General features: G+C 62.0%; 19 protein-coding genes. 12 read left to right on the top strand and 7 right to left on the bottom strand.

The features are described 5' to 3' along the window. Positions 1–35: 35 nt before the first annotated feature. Genes P7F28_RS14755 through P7F28_RS14795 form a run of 9 tightly spaced genes read left to right on the top strand, consistent with a single transcriptional unit; the run spans position 36 to position 10317 of the window. Positions 36–1442, top strand: coding sequence for a type II and III secretion system protein family protein (locus P7F28_RS14755; RefSeq protein WP_277185262.1), 1407 nt, complete (start codon positions 36–38; stop codon positions 1440–1442). Beyond that, on the top strand, positions 1439–2734 hold the full coding sequence (locus P7F28_RS14760) for a fimbrial protein (RefSeq protein WP_277185263.1): 1296 nt from the start codon (positions 1439–1441) through the stop codon (positions 2732–2734). The genes P7F28_RS14755 and P7F28_RS14760 overlap by 4 nt, the downstream gene beginning before the upstream one ends. A gap of 3 nt (positions 2735–2737) precedes the next feature. Next, on the top strand, positions 2738–4129 hold the full coding sequence (locus P7F28_RS14765) for a CpaF family protein (RefSeq protein ID WP_277185264.1): 1392 nt from the start codon (positions 2738–2740) through the stop codon (positions 4127–4129). After that, positions 4122–5120 (top strand): type II secretion system F family protein, encoded by a 999-nt coding sequence (locus P7F28_RS14770; protein ID WP_277185265.1) that lies wholly within the window; start codon positions 4122–4124, stop codon positions 5118–5120. The genes P7F28_RS14765 and P7F28_RS14770 overlap by 8 nt, the downstream gene beginning before the upstream one ends. A 2-nt stretch (positions 5121–5122) precedes the next feature. Then, positions 5123–6118 carry a type II secretion system F family protein gene (locus P7F28_RS14775; RefSeq protein ID WP_277185266.1) on the top strand — a complete coding sequence of 332 codons (996 nt, stop codon included), beginning with the start codon at positions 5123–5125 and terminating at the stop codon, positions 6116–6118. Positions 6119–6125: 7 nt separating this feature from the next. Continuing rightward, complete coding sequence (locus P7F28_RS14780; protein WP_277185267.1) at positions 6126–6863, top strand: tetratricopeptide repeat protein; 738 nt, start codon at positions 6126–6128, stop codon at positions 6861–6863. A 23-nt stretch (positions 6864–6886) separates the two neighbouring features. Next, positions 6887–7180, top strand: coding sequence for a DUF3613 domain-containing protein (locus tag P7F28_RS14785; protein ID WP_277185268.1), 294 nt, complete (start codon positions 6887–6889; stop codon positions 7178–7180). A 23-nt stretch (positions 7181–7203) separates the two neighbouring features. Next, positions 7204–8928 carry a TadG family pilus assembly protein gene (locus tag P7F28_RS14790; protein WP_277185269.1) on the top strand — a complete coding sequence of 575 codons (1725 nt, stop codon included), beginning with the start codon at positions 7204–7206 and terminating at the stop codon, positions 8926–8928. 9 nt (positions 8929–8937) lie between these two features. Beyond that, on the top strand, positions 8938–10317 hold the full coding sequence (locus tag P7F28_RS14795; protein WP_277185270.1) for a sigma 54-interacting transcriptional regulator: 1380 nt from the start codon (positions 8938–8940) through the stop codon (positions 10315–10317). Between the two features lie 207 nt (positions 10318–10524). On the opposite strand, the gene P7F28_RS14800 is transcribed toward P7F28_RS14795, so the two are convergent. The 7 genes from P7F28_RS14800 to P7F28_RS14830 form a co-directional block, all read right to left on the bottom strand. Continuing rightward, positions 10525–11433: an EAL domain-containing protein gene (locus P7F28_RS14800; protein WP_277185271.1), complete on the bottom strand. Its 909-nt coding sequence runs from the start codon at positions 11431–11433 to the stop codon at positions 10525–10527. 330 nt (positions 11434–11763) lie between these two features. Continuing rightward, positions 11764–12738: a spore coat U domain-containing protein gene (locus tag P7F28_RS14805; RefSeq protein ID WP_277185272.1), complete on the bottom strand. Its 975-nt coding sequence runs from the start codon at positions 12736–12738 to the stop codon at positions 11764–11766. Continuing rightward, positions 12735–15173, bottom strand: coding sequence for a fimbria/pilus outer membrane usher protein (locus P7F28_RS14810; protein WP_277185273.1), 2439 nt, complete (start codon positions 15171–15173; stop codon positions 12735–12737). Before P7F28_RS14810 ends, P7F28_RS14805 begins: the two co-directional genes overlap by 4 nt. Before the next feature lie 7 nt (positions 15174–15180). Next, complete coding sequence (locus P7F28_RS14815; protein WP_277185274.1) at positions 15181–15879, bottom strand: molecular chaperone; 699 nt, start codon at positions 15877–15879, stop codon at positions 15181–15183. Between the two features lie 76 nt (positions 15880–15955). Next, positions 15956–16438, bottom strand: a complete 483-nt coding sequence (locus P7F28_RS14820; protein WP_277185287.1) for a spore coat U domain-containing protein — start codon at positions 16436–16438, stop codon at positions 15956–15958. A 202-nt stretch (positions 16439–16640) separates the two neighbouring features. Continuing rightward, positions 16641–16928, bottom strand: coding sequence for a hypothetical protein (locus tag P7F28_RS14825; protein ID WP_277185275.1), 288 nt, complete (start codon positions 16926–16928; stop codon positions 16641–16643). A 105-nt stretch (positions 16929–17033) separates the two neighbouring features. Then, complete coding sequence (locus tag P7F28_RS14830) at positions 17034–18149, bottom strand: ABC transporter ATP-binding protein (RefSeq protein WP_277185276.1); 1116 nt, start codon at positions 18147–18149, stop codon at positions 17034–17036. 206 nt (positions 18150–18355) lie between these two features. Between P7F28_RS14830 and P7F28_RS14835 the strand changes: the two genes are divergently transcribed. The 3 genes from P7F28_RS14835 to P7F28_RS14845 all read left to right on the top strand — a co-directional run. Then, on the top strand, positions 18356–19726 hold the full coding sequence (locus P7F28_RS14835) for a sugar ABC transporter substrate-binding protein (RefSeq protein WP_277185277.1): 1371 nt from the start codon (positions 18356–18358) through the stop codon (positions 19724–19726). A gap of 36 nt (positions 19727–19762) precedes the next feature. Beyond that, positions 19763–20683 (top strand): carbohydrate ABC transporter permease, encoded by a 921-nt coding sequence (locus tag P7F28_RS14840; protein ID WP_277185278.1) that lies wholly within the window; start codon positions 19763–19765, stop codon positions 20681–20683. Beyond that, a partial coding sequence (locus tag P7F28_RS14845; RefSeq protein ID WP_277185279.1) for a carbohydrate ABC transporter permease occupies positions 20680–21339 on the top strand: 660 nt, incomplete at its 3' end. The genes P7F28_RS14840 and P7F28_RS14845, both read left to right, overlap by 4 nt.

The raw sequence follows: 21339 nt of genomic DNA on the forward strand, positions 1-21339 counted from the left end.
ATCGAAGCAAGCCCAGCAGGTATGAATAAATCACAATGACGATCACCCGGCCAACCCATTTTTTTCGCGCTCGTTTGCTGATTGCAGCGCTGTTCACGTTTCAGATTGCCGCCCATGCCGCCGAACTCGATGCCGTGACCGCCGCGCCCATCGGCGCTCCGCAACGCATCGTGCCTGTTACGGCGATCGCGCCAACCATCGCGCTGACCGTGGGCGCGCAGAAATCGATCTCGCGTGGCCGCGCTTTCTCGCGCATCGCGGTAGGCGATGCCGCCGTCGCCGATGTCATCACGCTGCGCGGCAATGGCGGCGTGCTGATCGTCGGCAAATCGGCGGGGACGACCGATCTCCTGCTTTGGCCGCGCGGCGAGTCCACGCCGATCACCTACACCATCGACGTGAAGGCGAGCGCGAGCGCCGCGCTGCTCGATCCGGACACGCCGCAAGTGCGCGTGCTCGGGCAAACTGCAGTGCTGTCCGGTACGGCCGCGAACATGGCGGCGCATCAGCGGGGCGTCGCGGCGGCGCGGGCATCGGCAGGCAAGGACGGCGCAATCGTCGATACCTCCACCGTCGCCACCAAGAACGTCGTTCAGGTCGATGTGAAAGTGGTCGAATTCACCAAGTCGGTCCTGAAGGAAGCAGGCTTCAATCTGTTCTCGCAGAACAACGCGGGCTTCGCCTTCGGCACCTTCGCGCCGAGTTCGCTGAGTTCGGTGACGGGCGGGGCGAAAGCGCCGATCGCCGTGACCGCGACCTCGCCGATCGGCTCCGCGTTCAACCTGGTGATGAACTCGACCTCGCGCGGCATCTTCGCGAATCTGAGTCTGCTCGAAGGCAACAATCTCGCGCGCGTGCTCGCACAGCCGACGCTGGTCGCGCTGTCGGGACAAAGCGCCAGCTTCCTCGCGGGCGGCGAGATTCCGGTGCCGGTGCCGCAATCGCTCGGCACCACGACCATCACGTACAAGCCGTACGGCATTGGTCTGGCGCTGACGCCGACGATTCTCGGTCCCGAACGCATCGCGCTGAAAGTTGCGCCGGAAGCGAGCCAGCTCGACTTTGCGCACGCCATCACCATCGACGGCGTGTCGGTGCCTGCGCTGACCACGCGCCGCGCCGAAACCACCGTGGAACTGGGCGATGGCGAGAGCTTCGTGATCGGCGGATTGGTGGATCGCGAAACCACGTCGAACGTGAACAAGGTGCCTTTCTTAGGCGATTTGCCGATCATCGGCGCGTTCTTCAAGAACCTGCAGTATTCGCAGTCGGATCGCGAGCTGGTGATTATCGTCACGCCGCATCTGGTCGCGCCGATTGCGAAGAACGCAGCCTTGCCGAGCACGCCCGGCGAGCAATCTGAGCAGCGCAACGGTCCGGTCTGGCGCAGCTTCGTCGGCGGCGTGTTCGCGCGCGATGCCGCGCCGGGGTTTTCACAATGACACCGAAGTTCGCGCCCCTCGGCGGCACCTCGTTCGCACCCGCGATGCCCATGCTCAGCGTCAGCGCCGATCCGGCGCGGCTCGCGTGGCTCGGGCGCGCGCTCGGCAGTCTGGGCGCGGTCGCTCCCGCGCCGACCGAACCGATGGCGCTGGTCGCGCGTATCGCGGAAAGCGGGCCGGCGGTGGTGTTTATCGACTTCACGGAATTGCCGTGCGGACAGAATGCGCCGGGCACGCTGTCGCGCGCGCACGATGCCAGCCAGCTCGCGCAGGCGGTCCGCGACGCGTGTCCCGGCGTGCCGATGGTCGCGCTTGGCACGCTGTCGTCGCCGGTCTCGGCGGTGCTGGCGCTGCGCGCGGGCGTGCGCGATTTCATCGACGTCAACGGCAATCCGGCGGATGTGCTCGCCATCGTCAAGCGTCTGGCGGATGAGCGTCCCGAACCGGTCAGCCGTCACGGCAAGATCACGGTCTTGCTGGGCGCGCGCGTCGGCATGGGCGTGAGCACGCTGGCGGCGAATCTGGCGATCTGCGTGCAGAAGCGCGTGACGGACCGCCGCAAGACTACGGCGCTGCTCGACCTCGGCCTGCCCGCCGCCGACAGCGCCTTGTTGCTCGACACCCAAAGCGAACTCCATTTTGTCGATGCCGTGCGCAATCTGCGTCGCTTCGACGAAACCTTCGTGAACACTGCGTTCGCGCGTCATTCGAGCGGCCTCGCGCTGACCGCCTTGCCCGCCGATCTCGCCGCGATGCGCTCGATTTCCTTCGCGTCCGCCGTGAGCACGCTGAACCGGCTGCGCGCGTACTTCGATCATCAGATCGTCGATATGGGCGGCTTCACGAATCTCGAATTCGTCGCGCAAGTGGCGCACGCAGCCGACGATGTGTGGCTGGTCTGCGACCCGAACGTGACCTCGGCCGTCTCCGCCAAAGCCATGCTCGATGCGCTGAACGCTGAACCGCAGGACAACACGGAAATCACGCCGCTGAAGCCGAGCCTGATCGTCAATAAATTCGATGCGGCGCTTAACTTCGGCGCAGACCAGCTTGCCGCGCGGCTCGAATTGCCGCTGCTGGCCGTGCTGCCGGAACGCGCGCAGGCGCTGGGCCGCGCGGTGAATCAGGGCCGCCTGCTCAGCGATCTCAACGAACGCGATCCCTATGTGCGCGCGCTCGCGCCGCTCATCTCGCGGCTCGCGGGCGAACCGGCCGTGGCGACGAAACGCACGAACGACACCAAGGCCCCGACGCTCGGGCATCTCCTTCCCACTTTTCTCAGACGGTCATAGACGATGGCACAGGACTTCAGCAAGGACATCGCATTCGCGAACGACCTGGCCGACGACGCCGTCGCGTTCGCGCATTCGCAGCAGTTTCAGGATGTGGCGACGGCGGCGCACGAGCACTTGCTTACGCGCATCGAAGAACTCGGCGCGGAATTCGGCCGATGGTCGCGTGCGGCGATTCAGCAATTCGTCGATCTGGAAATGGACAGCTTCGTGCGCCTGCGACGCGTGCCGCTCAACGAAAGCGAAGTGCGCCTCGTCGCTGCCGCGCTGACCAAGGAACTCGCGGGTTTCGGGCCGATCGAGGATTTACTCGCCGATGTCGCCGTCGAAGATATTCTGATCAACGGCTACAGCGACGTGTACGTCTCGCGCCACGGCATGCTGGAAAAGATTCCGGTGCGATTCGCGGATAACGCGCATCTGCTGCGCATCGTGCGGCGCATTCTCGCGCCGATCGGACGGCGGCTCGACGAATCGAACCCGATGGTCGATGCGCGCCTGCCCGACGGCGGCCGCGTGAACGTGGTGATCGAACCGCTCGCCATCGACGGGCCGATGGTCTCGATCCGCAAATTCCGCCGCGATCCGCTGCGTCCCGACGATCTGCTCGCCAATAACACCTTCAATCAGGACATCGCCACGCTGCTCGAAGCGGCGGTCGAGGCGCGCTGCAATGTGCTGGTGTCGGGCGGCACGAGTTCGGGCAAGACGTCGCTGTTGAACGCGCTGGCGTTTTTCATTCCGAAGCACGAACGCGTGGTGACCATCGAAGATACCGCCGAGCTTTCGCTGAATCATCCGCATGTGGTGCGGCTCGAAAGCCGTCCGGGCGGCTTCGATGGCGCAGGCGTGGTGTCGATCCGCGACCTCTTGCGCAATACGCTGCGGATGCGGCCGGACCGCATTATCGTGGGCGAAGTGCGCGGCGGCGAAGTGCTCGAAATGCTTCAGGCGATGAACACCGGCCACGATGGTTCGATGGGCACCGTGCACGCGTCTTCGCCGCGCGAATGTTTGTATCGGCTGGAGATGCTGGCGGGGTTTGCGGGTTTTCAGGGCACCGAATCAAGTTTGCGGCGGCAGATTGCCAATGCGATCGACTTTATCGTGCAGATCGGGCGCTTGTCGAACGGGCGGCGGCGGATTCTTTCGGTTACCGAAGTAACGGGATTGTCCGACAACATCATCGCGACGCAGGAGTTGTATCGCTACGATCCGTCCACGGATTCCAATGGCGATGACGTCGATCACTGGACCTCGCTCGGCATTCATCCGAGTTCGCCGAAGCTGGCGAAGTTCCGGCAGGCGCTCGGCGCAGCAGCGATGAACGAAGGCTTCGGCGCGCCGCCGGGACGCATGGGCGGCTTCGGCTTCGGCGGAGGCTTCAATGTCTAGGGGCGTCGCGCTCGTCTCGATGTTCGCGCTGTTGTGCGCGGCGGCGGGATTGTCGCTGTGGTGGCGCAGCGTGCAAAAGCGCGAGCGCGCGCTGGCGGCGAAGTTCGTCGAGCGGCAGGTGCAGGCGGCGGGCAATGTGCAACAGGCCGTTCCACATGCGCCGCGTGCACCGCGTGCCGATGCGCCTTCGATGCTCAACGTCACCGCGCCGCCTGCGGATGCCGCGAAGCGCATCGTCTGGGAAACGGCGCGCGTCTGGGCGATGCTCGTCACGCTGATGCGGCGCGCAGGCGTCGCGAATCCGCGCTCGCTGAGCGTGACGACGCTGTGCGTGGCGGCGGTCGTATCGCTGTGGGCGGGCGTGCGCGTCGGCGCGATGTTCGGCGTGATCGCGGCAAGCGCCGTGTTCGTCGCGGTGTACGCGTGGCTGACGTGGCGCGCGCAGAAACGCCGCCAGCACATCACGCGGCAACTGCCTTCGTTTCTCGATGGCATCGTTCGATTGATCGTGATCGGCAACAGCGTGCCCGCTGCGTTCCAGGCCACGCTCGCGGGCACCGAAGCGCCGCTGCGCGAATGCCTCGATCGCGCGCTGCCGATGCTGCGCACCGGCATGGAAATCGATCATGCGCTGGGCGCGGTGGCGCGCATGTATCGCGTGCGGGAACTGGAACTGGTGGGATCGGTGCTGCGTGTGTCGGTGAAATACGGCGGGCGCTCGGACGTGATGCTCGACCGCATGGCATCGCTGATGCGCGATCTCGAACAGGCCGACCGCGAGCTCACGGCGCTATCGACGGAAACGCGGCTTTCGTCGTGGGTACTCGGCTTGCTGCCGATCGTGCTCGGCGTGGCGGTGATCGTGATGAACCCGCGCTATTTCAATACCATGTGGGTCGATCCGCTCGGCAAGCGGCTCGTCTATGCGGCAGTCGGCTTGCAGATGCTGGGCGCGTATCTGCTGTATCGGCTGGCGAAACTGAGGGTATGACGATGACCCATCCCACGTCTCTCACGCTTCTCACGCCAAATTTGCTCGCTGCGTTTGCCGTGTTGGCGACGGCGATCGGCATGGGGCTGATCGGTCTGCACGCGTTGTCGCGCTATGTGCGTATGCAGCGCTCGGCGCGCACCTTGGATCAGGCGTTGACGCAACGCGCGGCAGCGCCATCGGCTGCATCCTCGCCGCGCGAAGCAGCGCTGCCGAAGCGCGGTCTGCTTGCCGCGATCGGCAGCACGGGAACCGGTTGGCTCGATACCCCGATCGGCCGCGTCGCGGTGGCGGAAGAAGATCGCCGCTTGTTGGATCGCTGCGGTTATCTCGATGCACGCGCACGCGGTTATTTTCTGGCGGCGCGCATCGTCGGCGCAATCGTGATGCCGCTGTTCGTGCTCGCCTACGCGCGATACGCCGCACACGGCGCGCACGGCACGCGCGTGGCCATGTACGTGTTTATCGCGCTGTCGCTGGGCTTTATGGCGCCGAAGTGGTTCGTCAAGAACCGCGCAAGCCTGCGTCAAAGCGCCGTGAACTCGGAATTGCCGATGTTCGTCGATTTGCTGCGTCTGCTTCAGGGCGTGGGTTTATCGCTCGATCAGAGTCTTCAAGTGATGATCTCCGACTTCAAGGCCGTGCTGCCCGTGATGTCGCGCGAACTCGCGATGGCGCAGGCGCAGTTCGCCACCGGCCGCACGCGCGAACAATCGCTCAAACGCTTGTCCACGACCTACGACAACGACGATCTTGCCGCCATCGTGCGTCTGGTGATTCAGGTCGAACAACACGGCGGCGCGGTGCAGGAACCGCTGCGGCAATTCGGCGATCGCCTGCGCGATGGCCGCCGCGCGATGCTGCGCGAACGCATCGGCAAATTGACGGTGAAGATGACCGGGGTGATGGTGATTACGCTGCTTCCTGCGTTGTTGATCGTGACGGCGGGGCCGGGGTTTATCGCAATCGTACATTCGCTCGCGGGCATTCACAGGTAAGCATGATATGTATATCAATCGATTCGTTCAGGCATCCGTATTAATGCTGGCAGTGAGCATGCTCTCGGCGTGTGCATCGAAAATGGAAAGCGGCTATGGACTCGGCATTCAGGCCGAACGTCAGGCTGCGCTCGATCAGGCATCGAAAAAAGACGCCATTCCCGATACCCCCGGCATGTACCTCGCGCTGATCGACAAGATGCAGGCGCAGGGCCTGTGGTTCGCCTCGCTCGCGCATATCGACGCGTACGAGCAGCAGTATGGCGAGTCGCCCGACACCATTCTCTTGCGTGCCGATGCGCTGCGTCAGACCGGTCAGGCGGAAGCGAGCGAGGCAGCCTACCATCGGCTGACGGGCACGCCACTGGCTGCACGCGGATGGCGCGGGCTGGGGCTGTTATCGGGCGAAGCGGGCGACTTTGCGAAAGCGGCGGCGCGTTTTCAGGCGGCCACGCAACTCGCCCCAACCGATGCGCCGATGCTCTCGGATCTGGGCTACGCACGTCTGCGTCAGGGCGATGTGGAAGGCGCGCGCGTGCCGCTGATGAAAGCCGCCGAACTCGCGCCGGACAATCCGAAGATCATGAGCAATCTTGCGCTGTATCTGCTGGCGAGCGGGCAGGGCGCGAATGCGCAGAACCTGATGGCGCAACAAAAGCTGCCGGCCGATATTCAACAAGCCATTCGCGGCGATGCGCAGCGTGTGGCGGATGCGGTGAAAGCGAGTCGCGTGGCATCGCGCTAGCATCGAATAGAAAGGATAACGATATGAATGGATTTCGAGGAAAGTGCTTGCTGGCAGCGTGTTTGCTAAGCGCAGCGCACGGCGTGTATGCGCAGGGACAGACGGACCGCATCGGTGAATCGGCGAATGCGTGGATCGCGCTGCAGGCGAGCAACAGCGCCGCCGCGCCCGTGCAGCCCATGCTCGGCGCGGAGGCGGGCGCGGCTTATGCGCGCTATCTGAAATCGTTCGATACAGCCATTCCCGATCACTACGGTTCGTCGTTCGAGAACGGCGGTAAGCCGTCGCTCGATGTGAATTATCACGATGCCAATTGATTCGGCATGCTGAAAGAGTCGTCATGATCAAGCGCAAATCTTCTCCGGCGCGCGCAAGACAACGAGGCGCGGCCAGCACGCTCGCCGCGATCTGGATCGTCGTCGCGGTGGCGGCGCTCGGCGCAATCGATGTGGGCAACTATTTCTTCGCGCGGCGCAGCCTGCAAAGCGTGGTCGATCTGGCCGCGAGCGCAGGCCCGCAAGTCGCCGATGCCGCCTGCACGCGTGCTACGTCGGCGGCGAGTGGCAGTGCATCGCTCAATAACTTTAGTGCTTCGGCGCAGGGCAACAGCATGACCGTGAGCTGTGGGCGCTGGGACCCGACCATGTACGCCGCGCCCGATTACTACGGCATGAACGGCGCGCCCGTGAACGCCGTCAAGGTGGTCGCGACGCGCACGGTGCAGCCGTTCTTTATCGGGCCGACGCAGACGGTGAGCGCAACGGCGGTGGCGCGCGCGACGAATATCGGCGCGTTCACCATCGGCACCACGCTTGCGACCATTGGGCCGGGACCGATCAACGGCCTGCTCAACGCGCTGCTCGGCACCAATCTGAATCTGTCGCTGGTGGGTTATCAGGGGCTGGCGAATACGCGCGTGAAGATCGGTGATCTGGTGACGGCGGCGGGCGTCGGCACGGTCGATCAATTGCTGGCGACGCAACTGACCGCCGCGCAGATCGCCAAACTTATGCTGACGGCCTTGCAGACCACCACGGTCGCGAATGCGCAGCTTTCCACCGCGATCGGCGCGATGCAGACCATCGTCAATGCGAACATTCCGGGCAATCAAAGCATTGCGCTCGGCAAGACCGCGAGCAGTCCGGGTTTGCTGCAAGTGGCGCTCGCCAACACCCAATCCGCACTCGATGCCACCATCAGCCCGCTCGACGCGCTGTTCGTGACGGCGGAAATCGCACAGGCGGGCAAGGCGGCGGTGAACGTGGCGGGCGGGCTGAATCTGCTGGGTATATCGGCGGCGCTTCAGGTGCAGGTGATTCAGCCGCCGGTGCTGGCGGTCGGCGAAGCGGGCAAGGACGCCAGCGGCAACTGGCGCACGATGGCGAGCACGGCGCAGGTGCGCGCGTATCTGAATGTCAGCGTGGCGACGATTCCGCTCGGCGCGATCCTCGGCGGCAGCAATTCGGCGCTGCTGAATCTGCCTTTGTACGTGGATGTCGGCGCGGGACAGGCGTGGTTGACATCGACCAGTTGTCAGGGCGCACCCGCCGCGCGGACCTCGACGATCGGCGTGATCAGCGGACTGGCGAACGTCTGCGTCGGCAACCTGCCGACCAACACGCTCGCGCCCTACAGTTGCAGCTCGCCCGCGACCTTGCTGAACGCAGGCGTGCTGACGGTGACGATGGCGGCGAACGTGAGCGCCTCGGTGCCGAAGTCGGCGGCGGCGTCGTTGACGTTCAACGGCGTGGTGGGCGACAGCGACGACTATCAATCAACTTCGGTTACTCCCGGCGCGACGCTCGCCAACGGTTTGCAGACGCTGAGTTCGAGTCTGTCGCAGCAAGGCGGTCTGGTGATTACTTCATCGATCGGGCTGCTACAACCGGTGCTCAATCTCGTGTCGCCGCTGGTACTGAATGCACTGCTGCCGGTGCTGAGCACCATTCTCGCCGGACTCGATCAAGTGCTCGTGCCGGTGCTGCAACTTCTCGGCGCGCAGGTGGGCGTGAGCACGATTCACGACTTGTCCCTGACTTGCGGCCAATCGCAACTGGCTTACTGAATGTCCAACATGAGACCGAACACCAAAATCGACGGAATCGATATCTACGTCTGGGAGGGCAAGGCCGATATCGTCGAGCGCGTCGTGCGCGCCATGTCGGGCCACGAAGTGGACGTGATCCGCGCCGACGGCACGTCGATCAACGCGCCGCGCGAGGGCGACCGGCCGAGCATGGCGATCATCAGTGTCAGCGTGATCGATACCGGCGCGTTCGCATTGCGCGACTGGGAAGCGCGTCATTCGATGCCGGTGGTCTGGGTCGGCGCCGCGCCCCGCGAACGCGATTCATCGACATTTCCTGCGGACTACTCACATATTTTGCCGCTCGATTTCACCGGCGCGGAACTGCGCGCGATGACGGGCAAGCTCGCGCAGCAATTGCGCGCGCATGGCGCGGAAGCGCAGGCATCGCATGCGCTGATTGCGCAGGCCGAGTGCATGCAGGCGCTTTTACACGAAGTCGAAACCTTCGCGGACTGCGACACCAGCGTGTTATTGCATGGCGAGACGGGCGTGGGCAAGGAACGCATCGCGCAATTGCTGCACGAGAAGCACAGTACATTCAGCGAAGGACCGTTCGTCGCGGTCAACTGCGGGGCGATTCCGGACGGGCTGTTCGAGTCGCTGTTCTTCGGGCATGCGAAGGGATCGTTCACGGGCGCGGTACTGGCGCACAAGGGCTATTTCGAGCAGGCCAACGGCGGCACCTTGTTTCTCGATGAAGTGGGGGATTTGCCGCTGTATCAGCAGGTAAAGCTGTTGCGCGTGCTGGAAGATCAGGCGGTCGTGCGGCTGGGCACGGCATCGCCGGTGCGGCTTGAATTCCGGCTGGTGGCGGCGAGCAACAAGAGCTTGCCGCAACTCGTCAAGGACGGCACATTTCGCGCGGATCTTTATTATCGGCTCGCGGTGATCGAGTTGAAGATTCCATCGCTGGAAGAGCGAGGATCGTGCGACAAGATCGCGTTGTTCAAGGCGTTTATCAGCGAAGTGGTAGGCAAGGAAAAGCTGGCCGCGCTGCCGGAAATGCCCTATTGGCTCGTCGATGCAGTCGCCGATATCTACTTCCCCGGCAACGTGCGCGAGTTGCGCAATCTGGCGGAGCGTATCGGCGTGACGGTGCGGCAACTCGGCGGATGGGACGAAGCGCGCGTGAAGCGCCTTCTCGTGCTTGCACGCAATTCACAGCCCGCGCCTGCGGATGCGGTGGCGGATTTGCTGGTCGATCGCAGCAAGTGGGATATGAACGAACGCAATCGCGTGCTCGCCGCGCTCGATGCCAATGGATGGCGGCGGCAGGATACGGCGCAGTATCTCGGGATCAGCAGAAAGGTGCTGTGGGAGAAGATGCGGAAGTTTCAGATATTCGATGAGGAGCCGGCGGTTTGAGGGGAAGTTAATCTCGAGCCAATATATTTCGGACTGCGATTAACCAAAAAAGCGCCAAAAAAAACGCCGACGCTTGCCAAAGCGTCGGCGAAGTTCTGGCCTTTCGAGGGCTGCCAGAAGCTCTCGTTGGCCCGACTATTGTTGTGCGTATCCTGTGCGGATCAACACACAAAAAGCCGGGCAAACGTTAAACCTGTGAGCAAACAATCAGGCTGCATCGGCGAGACGCATACTGTTCCGCAAATGCTGATGGTCATGACGCAAGGTCCTGCGCCGTGCAATCGTGTTGGCGTGCTTCACACCCGGCACCTTGTCGATGCCGAACGTCGGCCGCGCCAGAAAGAATCCCTGCGCCAGCACATGCGGCCATTGCGCGAGCCATTGCGCCTGCGCCGCCGTTTCGACACCTTCGACCACCACGTTGACCTTGAGCCGCGACATCAGCGCCAGCACCGATGAAAACACCATGCGCGCATTGGGGCAGCGCGGCGCTTCCTTAAGCAATTCCTTGGCGATTTTCACGGTGCCGAAATCGATCGGACCGAGCGCTGCAAGGCAGGCGTAGCCAGTGCCGAAATCGTCCATGGCGATATTCACGCCGCGCGCTCTCAGACGCCGCACGACTTCGCCTATCGACGGAAAACTGGCGAGGTCTTCACTCTCCGCCAATTCGATTTCGATGCACTCCATCGCAATATCGTGCGACTTGCAAATGGACGCGACGCTCTCCGTGAAACCCGGCAGCACCGCGACCGATGGCGGCACGTTCACCGCGACCGTATAACGTGCGCCGCCGTCGTGCTGCCACGCGGCGATGTCGCGCGCGACCGTATCCATCACGAACCAGGTCACCGCGTCGATGACTTCGGGGTCGGCGAATGACTGGCAGAACGCGCCCGGCAGCAGCAGACCGTATTCCGGATGATTCCAGCGAATAAGCGCTTCCATCTGCGCGAGTTCGCCATCGTTGACTCGGTAGATGCCCTGATAGGCAATGCAGAACTCTCCGGCTCTCAGACCGTCAAGTACGCGTCGCTGCAACGCATGGCCCGACTCCGGCGCCGCGTTCGCGACGGGCGAACGGTGCGTCGTTGTATTCGTGCCCGCAGTTTTCATTATCGTGTCCCTCCGATTGGACCGTTGCTTTGTTTGCAGGACTCGTGCCAGCGTGGTTCTTCGCGCAACATAACGCGCGAACAATGGGAGCAACCCGGGGAAACCCCAGCGGATAAGGCTTTCGATGGCTTTTCGCGGTGCAGGACCGTTCATAAACGAAACAGATTGCGTTCCGGTTACGTGACGAACGGTGAAGGCGTTACGGTGACATGTCGAGTGTGAGACAGGAGGACACGGCAGGTTTGGCGCGTTTTGAAATTTTGCGCTAAGCACTTTTGGAAACTTTTGCAATCCCAATCAAGCAATCCTCAAGGCGTACCGGTCCGATGCCTAGTACGTGATGGTCGCAATGATTGTGTCCGTATAGCTTCCCGCGCTCGGTGTGGTCTGCGGCAACACGCGCGCATAAACGGTGATGGCATGGCTCACGCCGGTGCCGGTGCCGGTGCCGGTCACGGGCATGGCGCCGCTGGTGCCATCGCCCCACGGCGTGGAATACGCGGCGTTTTGATAAAGCTGATAGCGCACCTGCTCGCTGCCGCCCGAACGCGTCATGCGCCGGTCCGCGACACTTGCGCCCGTGCCGCTGCCCGCCGATAGCGCGATCGAATACGCATCGTTGCTGGTGCAGGAGACGGACAGCGTGCCGGTTGCCGCGAGCGTGCCGTTCAGCACGCCCGCCGTGCCGAAATTGATGTTGGTCGCGGCGAGCGTGCAGTCGTTGATGACATTGGCGCTGACGGTGAAGGATAGCGCCTTGGAATTGGCCGCAAGGGTCGAGCAATCGGGCGGCGTCAGGACGTAGGCCTGATACGTCATTTCCGCCTGCGTCGCGCCCGCAAATGTCGATAGATACGTGCCCGCGACCAGCGTCGTCTGTCCCGTCGGCACGCGTCCGTAGAAGGGCACGGTGCGGCTGCCCGTTGCGGTGCCGAGCTGGATCGTAAGCGGTATGTCGATGGCGACGGCCGCATACGTGCCCGAGCGCCGCGAGCCCCAGATCGTGCTGCCGGCTGAATCGACATAAAGGTTGTAGGCGAGCGTGCTCGCGCCGTTCAGCGCGTAACGCGGCGCATACGATGTCCCGCCGCTGCCCGTGCCGATGCTCACGCACGCGCGCACGAACGGCGTCAGCAAAAAGCCGCTGCACGAGACGGTGACCGAGCCGGATGCGCTCGCCGATGAATCCGTGGCAGGCGCGATCGACCCGAAGTTGATGCTCGATATCGACGCCGTGCAAACTTGCGCGCGCACCGGCGTCACGAAAAAAATCAGCATGACGAAGAATAGTGCGATGCGTCTCATGGCGAGGACGCCTTGCAGTTGAACGGCCCGAGCGTCGGCAGCGAATTGGCGCGTGCCTGGAAGGGCACTTCCGCTTCGCAATGGCCGCTGGCGAGCGCGGCATCGAGCGTATTGCTTGATGCGAGATCGTCGATAAACGCAAGGCCGTCGTAGCCGATCACGAAATGCTTGCCGGTTTCGCGATGAATCAGTTCCGTGCCTACCGGCAACGGCGCGCCGTTTGCATCGAGTAATTGAAGCTGTGCGCCCGTGAAATCATGCAGCGGAAAACGCGCCAGCACGCCCGCGCGCGATTGCGGCGCGAGGTTGAGCTGCGTGGTGCTGACGGCGGTATCGGCGGGAAGATTGAGCGGGTCGATCGCCAGATGGTTCGATTGATACGCGACCAGATCCGGCACCAGCAAATGTCCCGCGCCGTTGGTCGTGCCGATCTCGCGGTCCTCGTGCAGCACGGGCACGTTTGGCACGCCATCGGTCGAGACGAGCGCGAAGGCATCGTCGATACGGCGGCCCGCGAGCACGTCGCCCGCCATGATGACGAGCGAGCCGGAGGCATCGAGTTCGCCGTAGACGCGCGATTGTGTATCGACCACGGTGGCAAGCAGATCGCCGTATCGGCCGCGATAATTGGTCTGCGCGAGCGACTGCTGCACACCGTTCTGCCGTGCGCTCTGCACTTGCCAGCCGAAGCCGCCGCCATAGTCCGCGGTCTTGGTCACTGCCGCGCCGAACAGCGGCTTGCCGTGATCCGTGCCCGCATCGACGCTCGCGTTGAGCGCGCCGCCGAGCGCGAAGGTGAGGGCAGCGAACACGCCGGTGTTATGGGTATCGCCGAAATCGTGATAGACGCTTGCCGATAAGGACGTGCCGCGCGGCAAGGTCACCGTGTAGGCCAGCGAGCCGATGCGCGAATCGCCGTAATACGGATCGTCCTGACCGACGAAACTCGCGCTTGCTGTGCTCGTGGTGCCGAACATGCGCCACGGCGCAGCGACTGTCGCGCGATACGTCGATCGCGGCACGGGCGTGCCTTCGGCGGAGGCGAGATCGCTGTAGTGAGGCGTCGCTTTCTGCACCTGAAGATCGATCGATACAGCAGGTGTGCGCCATTGCCATCCTGCTGATACTTGCAGACCGCTGCCGCCATTCGGTGTCTGCGGCGTGATGGTGCTCGCGTCCGGCGCAATCGCGCCGAAGCCGTCGTAATAGCTCGCGGGATAAACATAGATCGGCGCGGGATTCGAGCCGCCATTGCCCGCGCTGCCCGCCATCGACACATTGAAAACACCCGCCTGTCCGATGCGGAACAACACGCCCGCGCCCGCGTTATACACGCCGTGCGTGGCTTCGCCGTGTGCTTCGAACGTGAACGAGTCCGTGATGCCGCGACGGATCGATGCGGAGACCGAAGGATCGCCCGCATAGTCGAACGAGCGTAACGCGTACGCGCGCCGCACGAAACCGGCTTCGATGGAAAAGTCCGTGAGGCCGTGCGCGAGCAGACGCGAATCGATATAAAGCGGCACCGTGGTCATGACGCTGCGGCCCAGCACGTCGCGGCTCACGATCACCGCTTCGCCCGCGCCGGTGATCGACGGCACCGCGTTGATGACGAACGGTCCGGTCGGCGCATTGCCGCTGTATTGACGCACGTTGTTCACGTACAGATCGACCGCGCTCGGCACCGCCGCCGATCCCGCCAGCGAGGGCACCGGATACGTGATGAGATCGGGCCGCAAGCCGAAATCGCGCGAAAGCTGCGCGCCGCCCATGCGCACCGGTCGCGTCCAGGTAAGCGATGACGATATCGTATCGCCCACGCGCGTGGTGAGCATCGATTCGGTATCCGAATGACTCCACGACGTATCCAGACGCACATAGCGATGACTGGTCGAATACCAGTACACCGTGCCCGTATTGTCCAGGACACCGCCCGGATAAAAGAAGCGTTCCTCGCTGTAAAGACCGTATTGCGTGGGCGAATTGGTCTGCACGCTCGCTTCGTAATTGACGACGAGACCCGTGCCACTGACCGACACGGGCGGTGGCGCAGGCGTATTGGCGAGCGTATTCGGCACGCGGCGCGCATCGGTTGCTTCGAGGTCGATACGCTGCTGCTGCGGCACGTACTTGTAACGCAGTCCCGGAATCAGCCCGAGCGCGATGCGTCCGCGTGCATCGCCCTTGAGGTCGTCGGTGCGCAGGCCGAGATCGCGCAACTCGGAGAGCGTGGTGTAAATCATCTCGTCGGTCACGAAGAACTGCGCGATCTTCTGCGTGGACGTGCCGTTGATCGCGACTTCGAGATACAGCGCGTTCTGTTCACTGACGGCGGCGCGCGGCACGGCTGCATCCTTCGATTGCGGCCACGCGGGCATCGACACCAACGCGCTGATCGGCAGAATGCAAAGCGCAAGCGCATGTGGCGATCGCATCCACGGCTCAGTGGTCGGTTGCCGGCGACGCCCGCACCGGCTCGATAGCGATGCGCGCCGTCAGCGGCTCGCCGTTGACCAGCGCATGCACGGTGGCGGACGCGGGATCGCCGGGCACGCTTGCAACCGGCCAGCGTCGCGTGGCATGCGGCAACGTATAGCCGAGCAGTCCTGAAGATACCGCCGTCGATTGACCGTTGGGCCATTCGAGACTCACGCGGCTCAATTGCGCATGTGTGTCCGCACCGTTGGACGCGCGCAGCATCCACTGCGCATCCTTGCGTTCCAGCGCGAACGAAAGGGTAGGCACGCGTGAGTCTTGCGCACCCGCGAAAACAGGCACCGAATAGCGCAACTGCATACGCACGCCATTCGTTTCGGATGCCTGAGCGTTTGGAATCTCATCGATCAATAGCCGATACGTCTCCTCGCGCGCAAGCGGCGTATCCGCCACGCGCAGGATGCGCACCGTCTGCTCCGCGTTCGGCGCAATCCGCACGATCGGCGGACTCGCAACGATCGACGCCGTGCGTTCGAGCCGGTCTTCATCGGGCGATTGGCTCCACGCGAACACGCGCACCTGCGCATTGAGCGGCACGGCGCCTTCGTTGCGCAAGGTCAGCGCGGCGGCGGGCTTGTCGGCGCCGAGGTCGAGGCGGATCGGCGACACCTGCAAGGCGGCCGCCGATGCGTCGTGCATCGACATCGACATGATCCAAACGCTGGCGACAATGCTCCCCGCGAGCCGCTGCGCGACTCGTCGAACCTGCTGGTTGAGCATGTCAGAACGTGATCGTCGTCGTGACCGTGGACGAGTAGGTGCCCGCTGCCGGCGTGTTCTGCGGCGCAACGCGGCCGTATACCGTCAACGTTTGCGCAGCGCCCGTGCCGGTGCCGCCCAGCGTATCTGTGCCGACTGTCTGGCCCCACACCAGCGAACGCGCCGAATCACGATAAAGCTGGAACGCGACGGTAGGCGTACCCGTCGCCGGATTTTGCAGCAAACGTGCGGCAACCGTGGAACCGCTGACCGAACCCGCGTCCAGCCCAACGTTATACGGCGCGCCGTTGGTGCAGGTGACAGTGAGCGTGGTGGTCTGATCGATGTTTGCTGCAATGACGCCCGACGTGCCGAAGTTCAACGCGTTGGCCGCGATCTGGCAATCGTTTTGCAGCGTGAGGGTGACAGTGAACGTGGTGCTTCGCGTGGCGGCGTTCGCTCCGAAGGGAACGAGCGGCCCCGTTGCCAGCGCGAGGGACAACATGGATACGGCAAACGAATGACGGCGCATTTCTTCACCTCTTTTGTGAAATGTCCCGTCGCGCCATCGTTTGCGCAGCTCTCTCTCAGGTTCTGGGGCGCGTCGTGGACGCCTTCATTATGTTTATTCGTCAGACCAGAGTAGTAACAAATTGTAACGATCGTTGTGATCGTTTGTGGTAGTGCAAATGCCTCATTTACGCGGCTTAGAAGGCGATTTCGACGATCGAACCTGCGCGATCCGCATTTGCCCGGAAGCGCGCGACCCGCACACTGGCAAAAAATTCTCCTGCCAGAACGCGATACTGCCCGCCAGCGGAACACGCGACGCTTGGGCGCGCGGTGTTGGTATCGAGCGTGCAGATGTCGTAGATGGTCAGCGTGACGGGCAGTTCGGCATTGCCGGAATGCGCAAGCGATTGCGCCGGCCCGACGACGAGCGCGGACACGAGCACGACGGCCGACGCCGCCAGCGAACGAAAGCTGGATGCCATGAGTGGACGAAAAACGGAGCGTGTGAAGGGCGGCGCTCTTGATGGCGCCGGCTTGTCTCGTTTACGGCACTTTCAGGCGAAAACTTAATTGTGATGCGCGCGTGCTCAGGCGGCGACTTCGACCGGCTTCATACGTTCGAGCGCGCTGCCATCTTCGCGGAACAAATGCACGTGCCGAATGCTGAATCCGGCATTGAGTTTTTGCCCTTCGACGGCGGTCGATTCACCGGAACCTTTGACCTGAATCACCAGCTCGTTTTTAAGCCGCAGATGCAGCAAGGTTTCGCCGCCGAGATGCTCGATCACCATCACTTCGCCGCTGAGACCACTGTCGATATCGCCGCCGCATGCTTCCACGAAGTGCTCGGGACGGATGCCGAGCGTGAGCGTTTCCCCCGCTTTTGTCGCCGATGCCGCGAACGGCAGCGTCAGCGCTTCTCCACCGGGCAACTCGATCGTCACGCCGTTGGCATCGCAACGCAGCACGCGCACATCGAGAAAATTCATTTTGGGCGAGCCGATAAAACCCGCCACGAAGCGATTGCGCGGCGCGCGATACAACTCCAGCGGCGAGCCGATCTGCTCCACGCGCCCGTGATTCAACACGACGATGCGGTCGGCCATGGTCATGGCTTCGGTCTGATCGTGCGTGACGTAGATCATCGTTGCGTTGAGCTGCTTGTGAAGCTTGATGAGTTCGAGGCGCATCTGCACGCGCAGGGCGGCATCGAGATTGGAGAGCGGTTCGTCGAACAGAAACACTTGTGGTTCACGCACGATCGAGCGGCCGATGGCTACCCGCTGACGTTGTCCGCCCGATAGCGCACGCGGCTTTCTTTCGAGCAACTGACCGATTTGCAGAATCTCCGCCGCGCGCTGCACGCGTTCCTTGATCTGCGCTTCCGGCAGCTTCAGCATACGCAGCCCGAACGCGATGTTTTCATAAACGGACATATGCGGATACAAGGCATACGACTGAAACACCATCGCCACGCCGCGCTGGGATGGTTCGAGGTCCGTAACATCTTCACCGCCGATCAGCACATGGCCGGAATCGCTTTCCTCGAGGCCTGCAATCGTGCGCAATAGCGTGGATTTACCGCATCCGGAAGGGCCGACGAAGACCATGAACTCACGGTCCGTCACCTCGATATCCACGCCCTTCAGCACTTCGACGCCCGCAAACGTCTTGCGAATCTGCTGCAGATGAACTGCGCTCATGCGTGTCTCCTGTTCACTGCGCGACGATCGCTTTGCATCGCAGCGCAGCATCTTAAGGCTTTAGCGATTTAGTTCTTGACAAGCTGTTCGGGCCAAAATATACAATTGTAAAACTGAAATTACAAGTGAAACGAAGCACAAGGACGTCATCTTAAGGACACATTCCCTCAAGCCGCACCCGCAAGAAAAAAACCAAGGAGACAGGCATGAAGAAGCGTTTTACCCCGACCCGCCAAATGGGTCCGGTCAAACACGTCACGGCAGTCGTGCTGCTGGCGGCAAGCGCTGCATTCGCGGCATCGAATGCTCAGGCCTGGACTTTGAAGGAAGCGGCGCAGCCGTATTCGGGCACCACCATCAAGGCGGTTTTTCTGGATCGACCGGGCTATAAGGCCGCGCAAACCCTGATTCCTCAGTTCGAGAAAGAGACCGGCATCAAGGTGCGTTGGGAAGTCATTCCATACGAGAACACGCGCGAAAAAGAAGTGCTTAATTTCGTGGGCGGCGGCGATCAGGACATCGTACTGGTGGACGTGGTGTGGATCGGCGAATTCGCCAGCAACAAGTGGCTGGTGCCGATCAAGAAGTTCACCGACGACCCCAAACTCGCGGACCCGAATCTCAATCTCAAAGGGTTCTTCCCGATTCTGCTCGACTCGTTCGGTTCCTGGGACAAGGTCACGTATGGTCTGCCGTTCGATAACTACTCTGGCCTGATGTTCTACAACAAGTGCATGCTGAAGGACGCCGGTTTCGACGGGCCGCCTAAGACATGGGATGAACTGCTCAACGTCTATGGACCGAAGCTCACCAAGGGCGACAAGTTCGCCTTCGCGCTGCAATCGCGTCGTGGTGAAACGCAGTCGGCAGATAGCTTTATGCGTGTGCTGTGGCCGAATGGCGGCTCGCTGCTCGACGACAAATTTAAGTCCAACCTGATGTCGCCGCAATCGCAAACGGGCCTTGAATATCGGCAGAAATTGATGAAGTACATGCCGCCGGGCATCGTCGATTTCGATCATGCCGAAGCGGTCAATGCGCTTGCGCAAGGGCAGGTCGCGATGATCACCGAGTGGTCCGCGTTCTATCCCACGCTGACGGACCCGAGCAAATCGAAGCTCGGCAATTGTCTGGCGATCACGACCGAGCCTAAAGGTCCGGCTGGCCTCAAGCCTGCGCTCGGCGGCTTCTCGCTTGCGGTGAATGCGAAGTCGAATGCGAAGAAACAGGCGGCATCGTGGCTGTTTATTCAATGGATCACGTCGGAGGCAATGGCCAAGCCGTATCTCGATGCAGGCGGCGTACCGGCGCGCATGGCCGTCTACAACGACAAGGCCGTGCAGGACAAGTATCCGTTCGTTAAGCCGATGGTCGAATCGTGGCAAGGCGGCGTGCCGGATTATCGTCCGCGTTTCCCGGAATGGCCTGCGGTGTCGGAAGTCATCGGCGAATGGGGCAGCAAGATGATGCTCGGTCAGGTGACGGTGAAAGAGGGCGCGCAGACCATCGGCCAAAAGACTGAAGACATTCTCAAGAAAGCGGGCTATTACGACGGCAAGAAGCCTTTGCTGAAATAAGGCTAAGGCTTAAGGAGACAAGGCATGGCGAATGGAATGGCATCACCAGTCACGCATGGCCGCAAGCCTGCACGGCGCTTGCGCGTGTGGCCGCGTTCGCCTGCCTTCTGGTTTCTGATCCCCGCAATCGCGGCGCTGGCGATCATCGGGATTTATCCGTTGTTGCTGGCGCTGTGGAATTCGTTTCATCAGTACAAGCTGGCTGATCTGGCTTCGGGCACGCCGTTTGTCGGTGTCGATAACTACGTTTCTACATTGACCGATCCGAGCTTTTGGCAAGCGCTTGGCCGCACGGCTTTGTTTCTTTGCTTAACCTTGCCGATAGAAGTCGCCTTAGGCCTGTTCGCTGCATTGATGCTGCATAGAACCGCTTTACGCTGGATGCGTACCGCCGCGCGCGTAAGTCTCGTCATTCCTATGGCGACGACTTACGCGGTCGTTGGATTGATCGGACGACTAATCTTCAATCGGCAATTCGGTGTGGCGAACTATCTGGCGGGTTTGATCGGCATTCCGCCGCAGGACTGGCTGGCGGACCCGACACTCGCTTTTGTCTCCGTGATGATCATGGATATCTGGCAGTGGACGCCTTTCTGCGCGCTCATCATGCTGGCGGGTTTGTCGATGGTGCCGAAGGAAGCGGAAGAGGCCGCCCGTCTGGAAACGCCTAAATGGAGCATGATTCTCTGGCATTTGCAGCGGCCTTATCTGCTGCCGGGACTCACGGCCATTCTTATTTTGCGCTCCGCAGACATGCTCAAGATGTTTGACGCCGTCTTCACCATGACGCGCGGCGGTCCGGGTGCTGCCACTGAATTTATCAGCATCTATATTCAGCGCGTGGGCTTTCGTTTGTTCGATCAAGGCATGGCATCTGCGCAGGCCATCATTCTTTTGATTCTGACTATTGTGCTGTCGCGTCTTTATATTCGTTTTGTGTATCGGGAGGCTGCGTGAGTACGCTTAACCTTGAAGTCACTCAGCGCGCCAAGCGTGCACGTGCGGCGCGTAAGCGTGCGACCGTATGGCATTTTATCGGCCTTTTAGTGGTGTTTTTGTCGTCCGTGTTTCCTTTCTATTGGATGGTTACGACGAGCCTTAAAAGCCAGGCCGATGCGCTCGCGTATCCGCCTAAATGGTTCTTTAGTCCGACACTGCATCACTACTCCGCAGCGCTGTTCGAACACGATGTAGCGGGCAGCTTGCTTAACTCGCTGATTATCGCAAGCAGCACGACGGTGCTGGCCATTCTGCTAGGCGCACCCGCTGCTTACGCGCTTGCACGCTATGAATTTCGCGGCAAGGAAGACTTGTGGTTCTGGTTTATTTCGAACCGTATGGTAAGTCCCGTGGTGCTCGCGGTGCCGTTCTTTCTGATTGCCACCAAGCTCGATCTCGTCGATACACATATCGTGCTGATTCTGCTTTATCTGACCTTTTCGCTGCCTATCGTCGTGTGGATTTGCACGGATCAGTTCCGCAATATTCCCATCGAGCTCGATGAAGCCGCGCGGCTCGATGGTGCTTCGCCGTGGCGCGTGTTCTGGCGCATCAATCTGCCGCTTGCGATGCCGGGCATCGTCGTATCGGCGATCTTCGCGTTTATCTTTTCG

The sequence above is a fragment of the Caballeronia sp. BR00000012568055 genome, assembly GCF_029439455.1.
Taxonomy (GTDB): Bacteria; Pseudomonadota; Gammaproteobacteria; order Burkholderiales; family Burkholderiaceae; genus Caballeronia.

Excerpts from the sequence above, each read along its gene's own strand:
- P7F28_RS14820 (WP_277185287.1), bottom strand. The coding sequence starts at position 16,438 with ATGTTGTCCCTCGCGCTGGCAACGGGGCCGCTCGTTCCCTTCGGAGCG.
- P7F28_RS14805 (WP_277185272.1), bottom strand. The coding sequence starts at position 12,738 with ATGAGACGCATCGCACTATTCTTCGTCATGCTGATTTTTTTCGTGACG.
- P7F28_RS14815 (WP_277185274.1), bottom strand. The coding sequence starts at position 15,879 with ATGTCGATGCACGACGCATCGGCGGCCGCCTTGCAGGTGTCGCCGATC.
- P7F28_RS14810 (WP_277185273.1), bottom strand. The coding sequence starts at position 15,173 with ATGCGATCGCCACATGCGCTTGCGCTTTGCATTCTGCCGATCAGCGCG.
- P7F28_RS14780 (WP_277185267.1), top strand. The coding sequence starts at position 6,126 with ATGTATATCAATCGATTCGTTCAGGCATCCGTATTAATGCTGGCAGTG.
- P7F28_RS14790 (WP_277185269.1), top strand. The coding sequence starts at position 7,204 with ATGATCAAGCGCAAATCTTCTCCGGCGCGCGCAAGACAACGAGGCGCG.
- P7F28_RS14835 (WP_277185277.1), top strand. The coding sequence starts at position 18,356 with ATGAAGAAGCGTTTTACCCCGACCCGCCAAATGGGTCCGGTCAAACAC.
- P7F28_RS14760 (WP_277185263.1), top strand. The coding sequence starts at position 1,439 with ATGACACCGAAGTTCGCGCCCCTCGGCGGCACCTCGTTCGCACCCGCG.
- P7F28_RS14775 (WP_277185266.1), top strand. The coding sequence starts at position 5,123 with ATGACCCATCCCACGTCTCTCACGCTTCTCACGCCAAATTTGCTCGCT.
- P7F28_RS14840 (WP_277185278.1), top strand. The coding sequence starts at position 19,763 with ATGGCATCACCAGTCACGCATGGCCGCAAGCCTGCACGGCGCTTGCGC.
- P7F28_RS14825 (WP_277185275.1), bottom strand. The coding sequence starts at position 16,928 with ATGGCATCCAGCTTTCGTTCGCTGGCGGCGTCGGCCGTCGTGCTCGTG.
- P7F28_RS14765 (WP_277185264.1), top strand. The coding sequence starts at position 2,738 with ATGGCACAGGACTTCAGCAAGGACATCGCATTCGCGAACGACCTGGCC.
- P7F28_RS14830 (WP_277185276.1), bottom strand. The coding sequence starts at position 18,149 with ATGAGCGCAGTTCATCTGCAGCAGATTCGCAAGACGTTTGCGGGCGTC.
- P7F28_RS14785 (WP_277185268.1), top strand. The coding sequence starts at position 6,887 with ATGAATGGATTTCGAGGAAAGTGCTTGCTGGCAGCGTGTTTGCTAAGC.
- P7F28_RS14795 (WP_277185270.1), top strand. The coding sequence starts at position 8,938 with ATGAGACCGAACACCAAAATCGACGGAATCGATATCTACGTCTGGGAG.
- P7F28_RS14755 (WP_277185262.1), top strand. The coding sequence starts at position 36 with ATGACGATCACCCGGCCAACCCATTTTTTTCGCGCTCGTTTGCTGATT.
- P7F28_RS14800 (WP_277185271.1), bottom strand. The coding sequence starts at position 11,433 with ATGAAAACTGCGGGCACGAATACAACGACGCACCGTTCGCCCGTCGCG.
- P7F28_RS14770 (WP_277185265.1), top strand. The coding sequence starts at position 4,122 with ATGTCTAGGGGCGTCGCGCTCGTCTCGATGTTCGCGCTGTTGTGCGCG.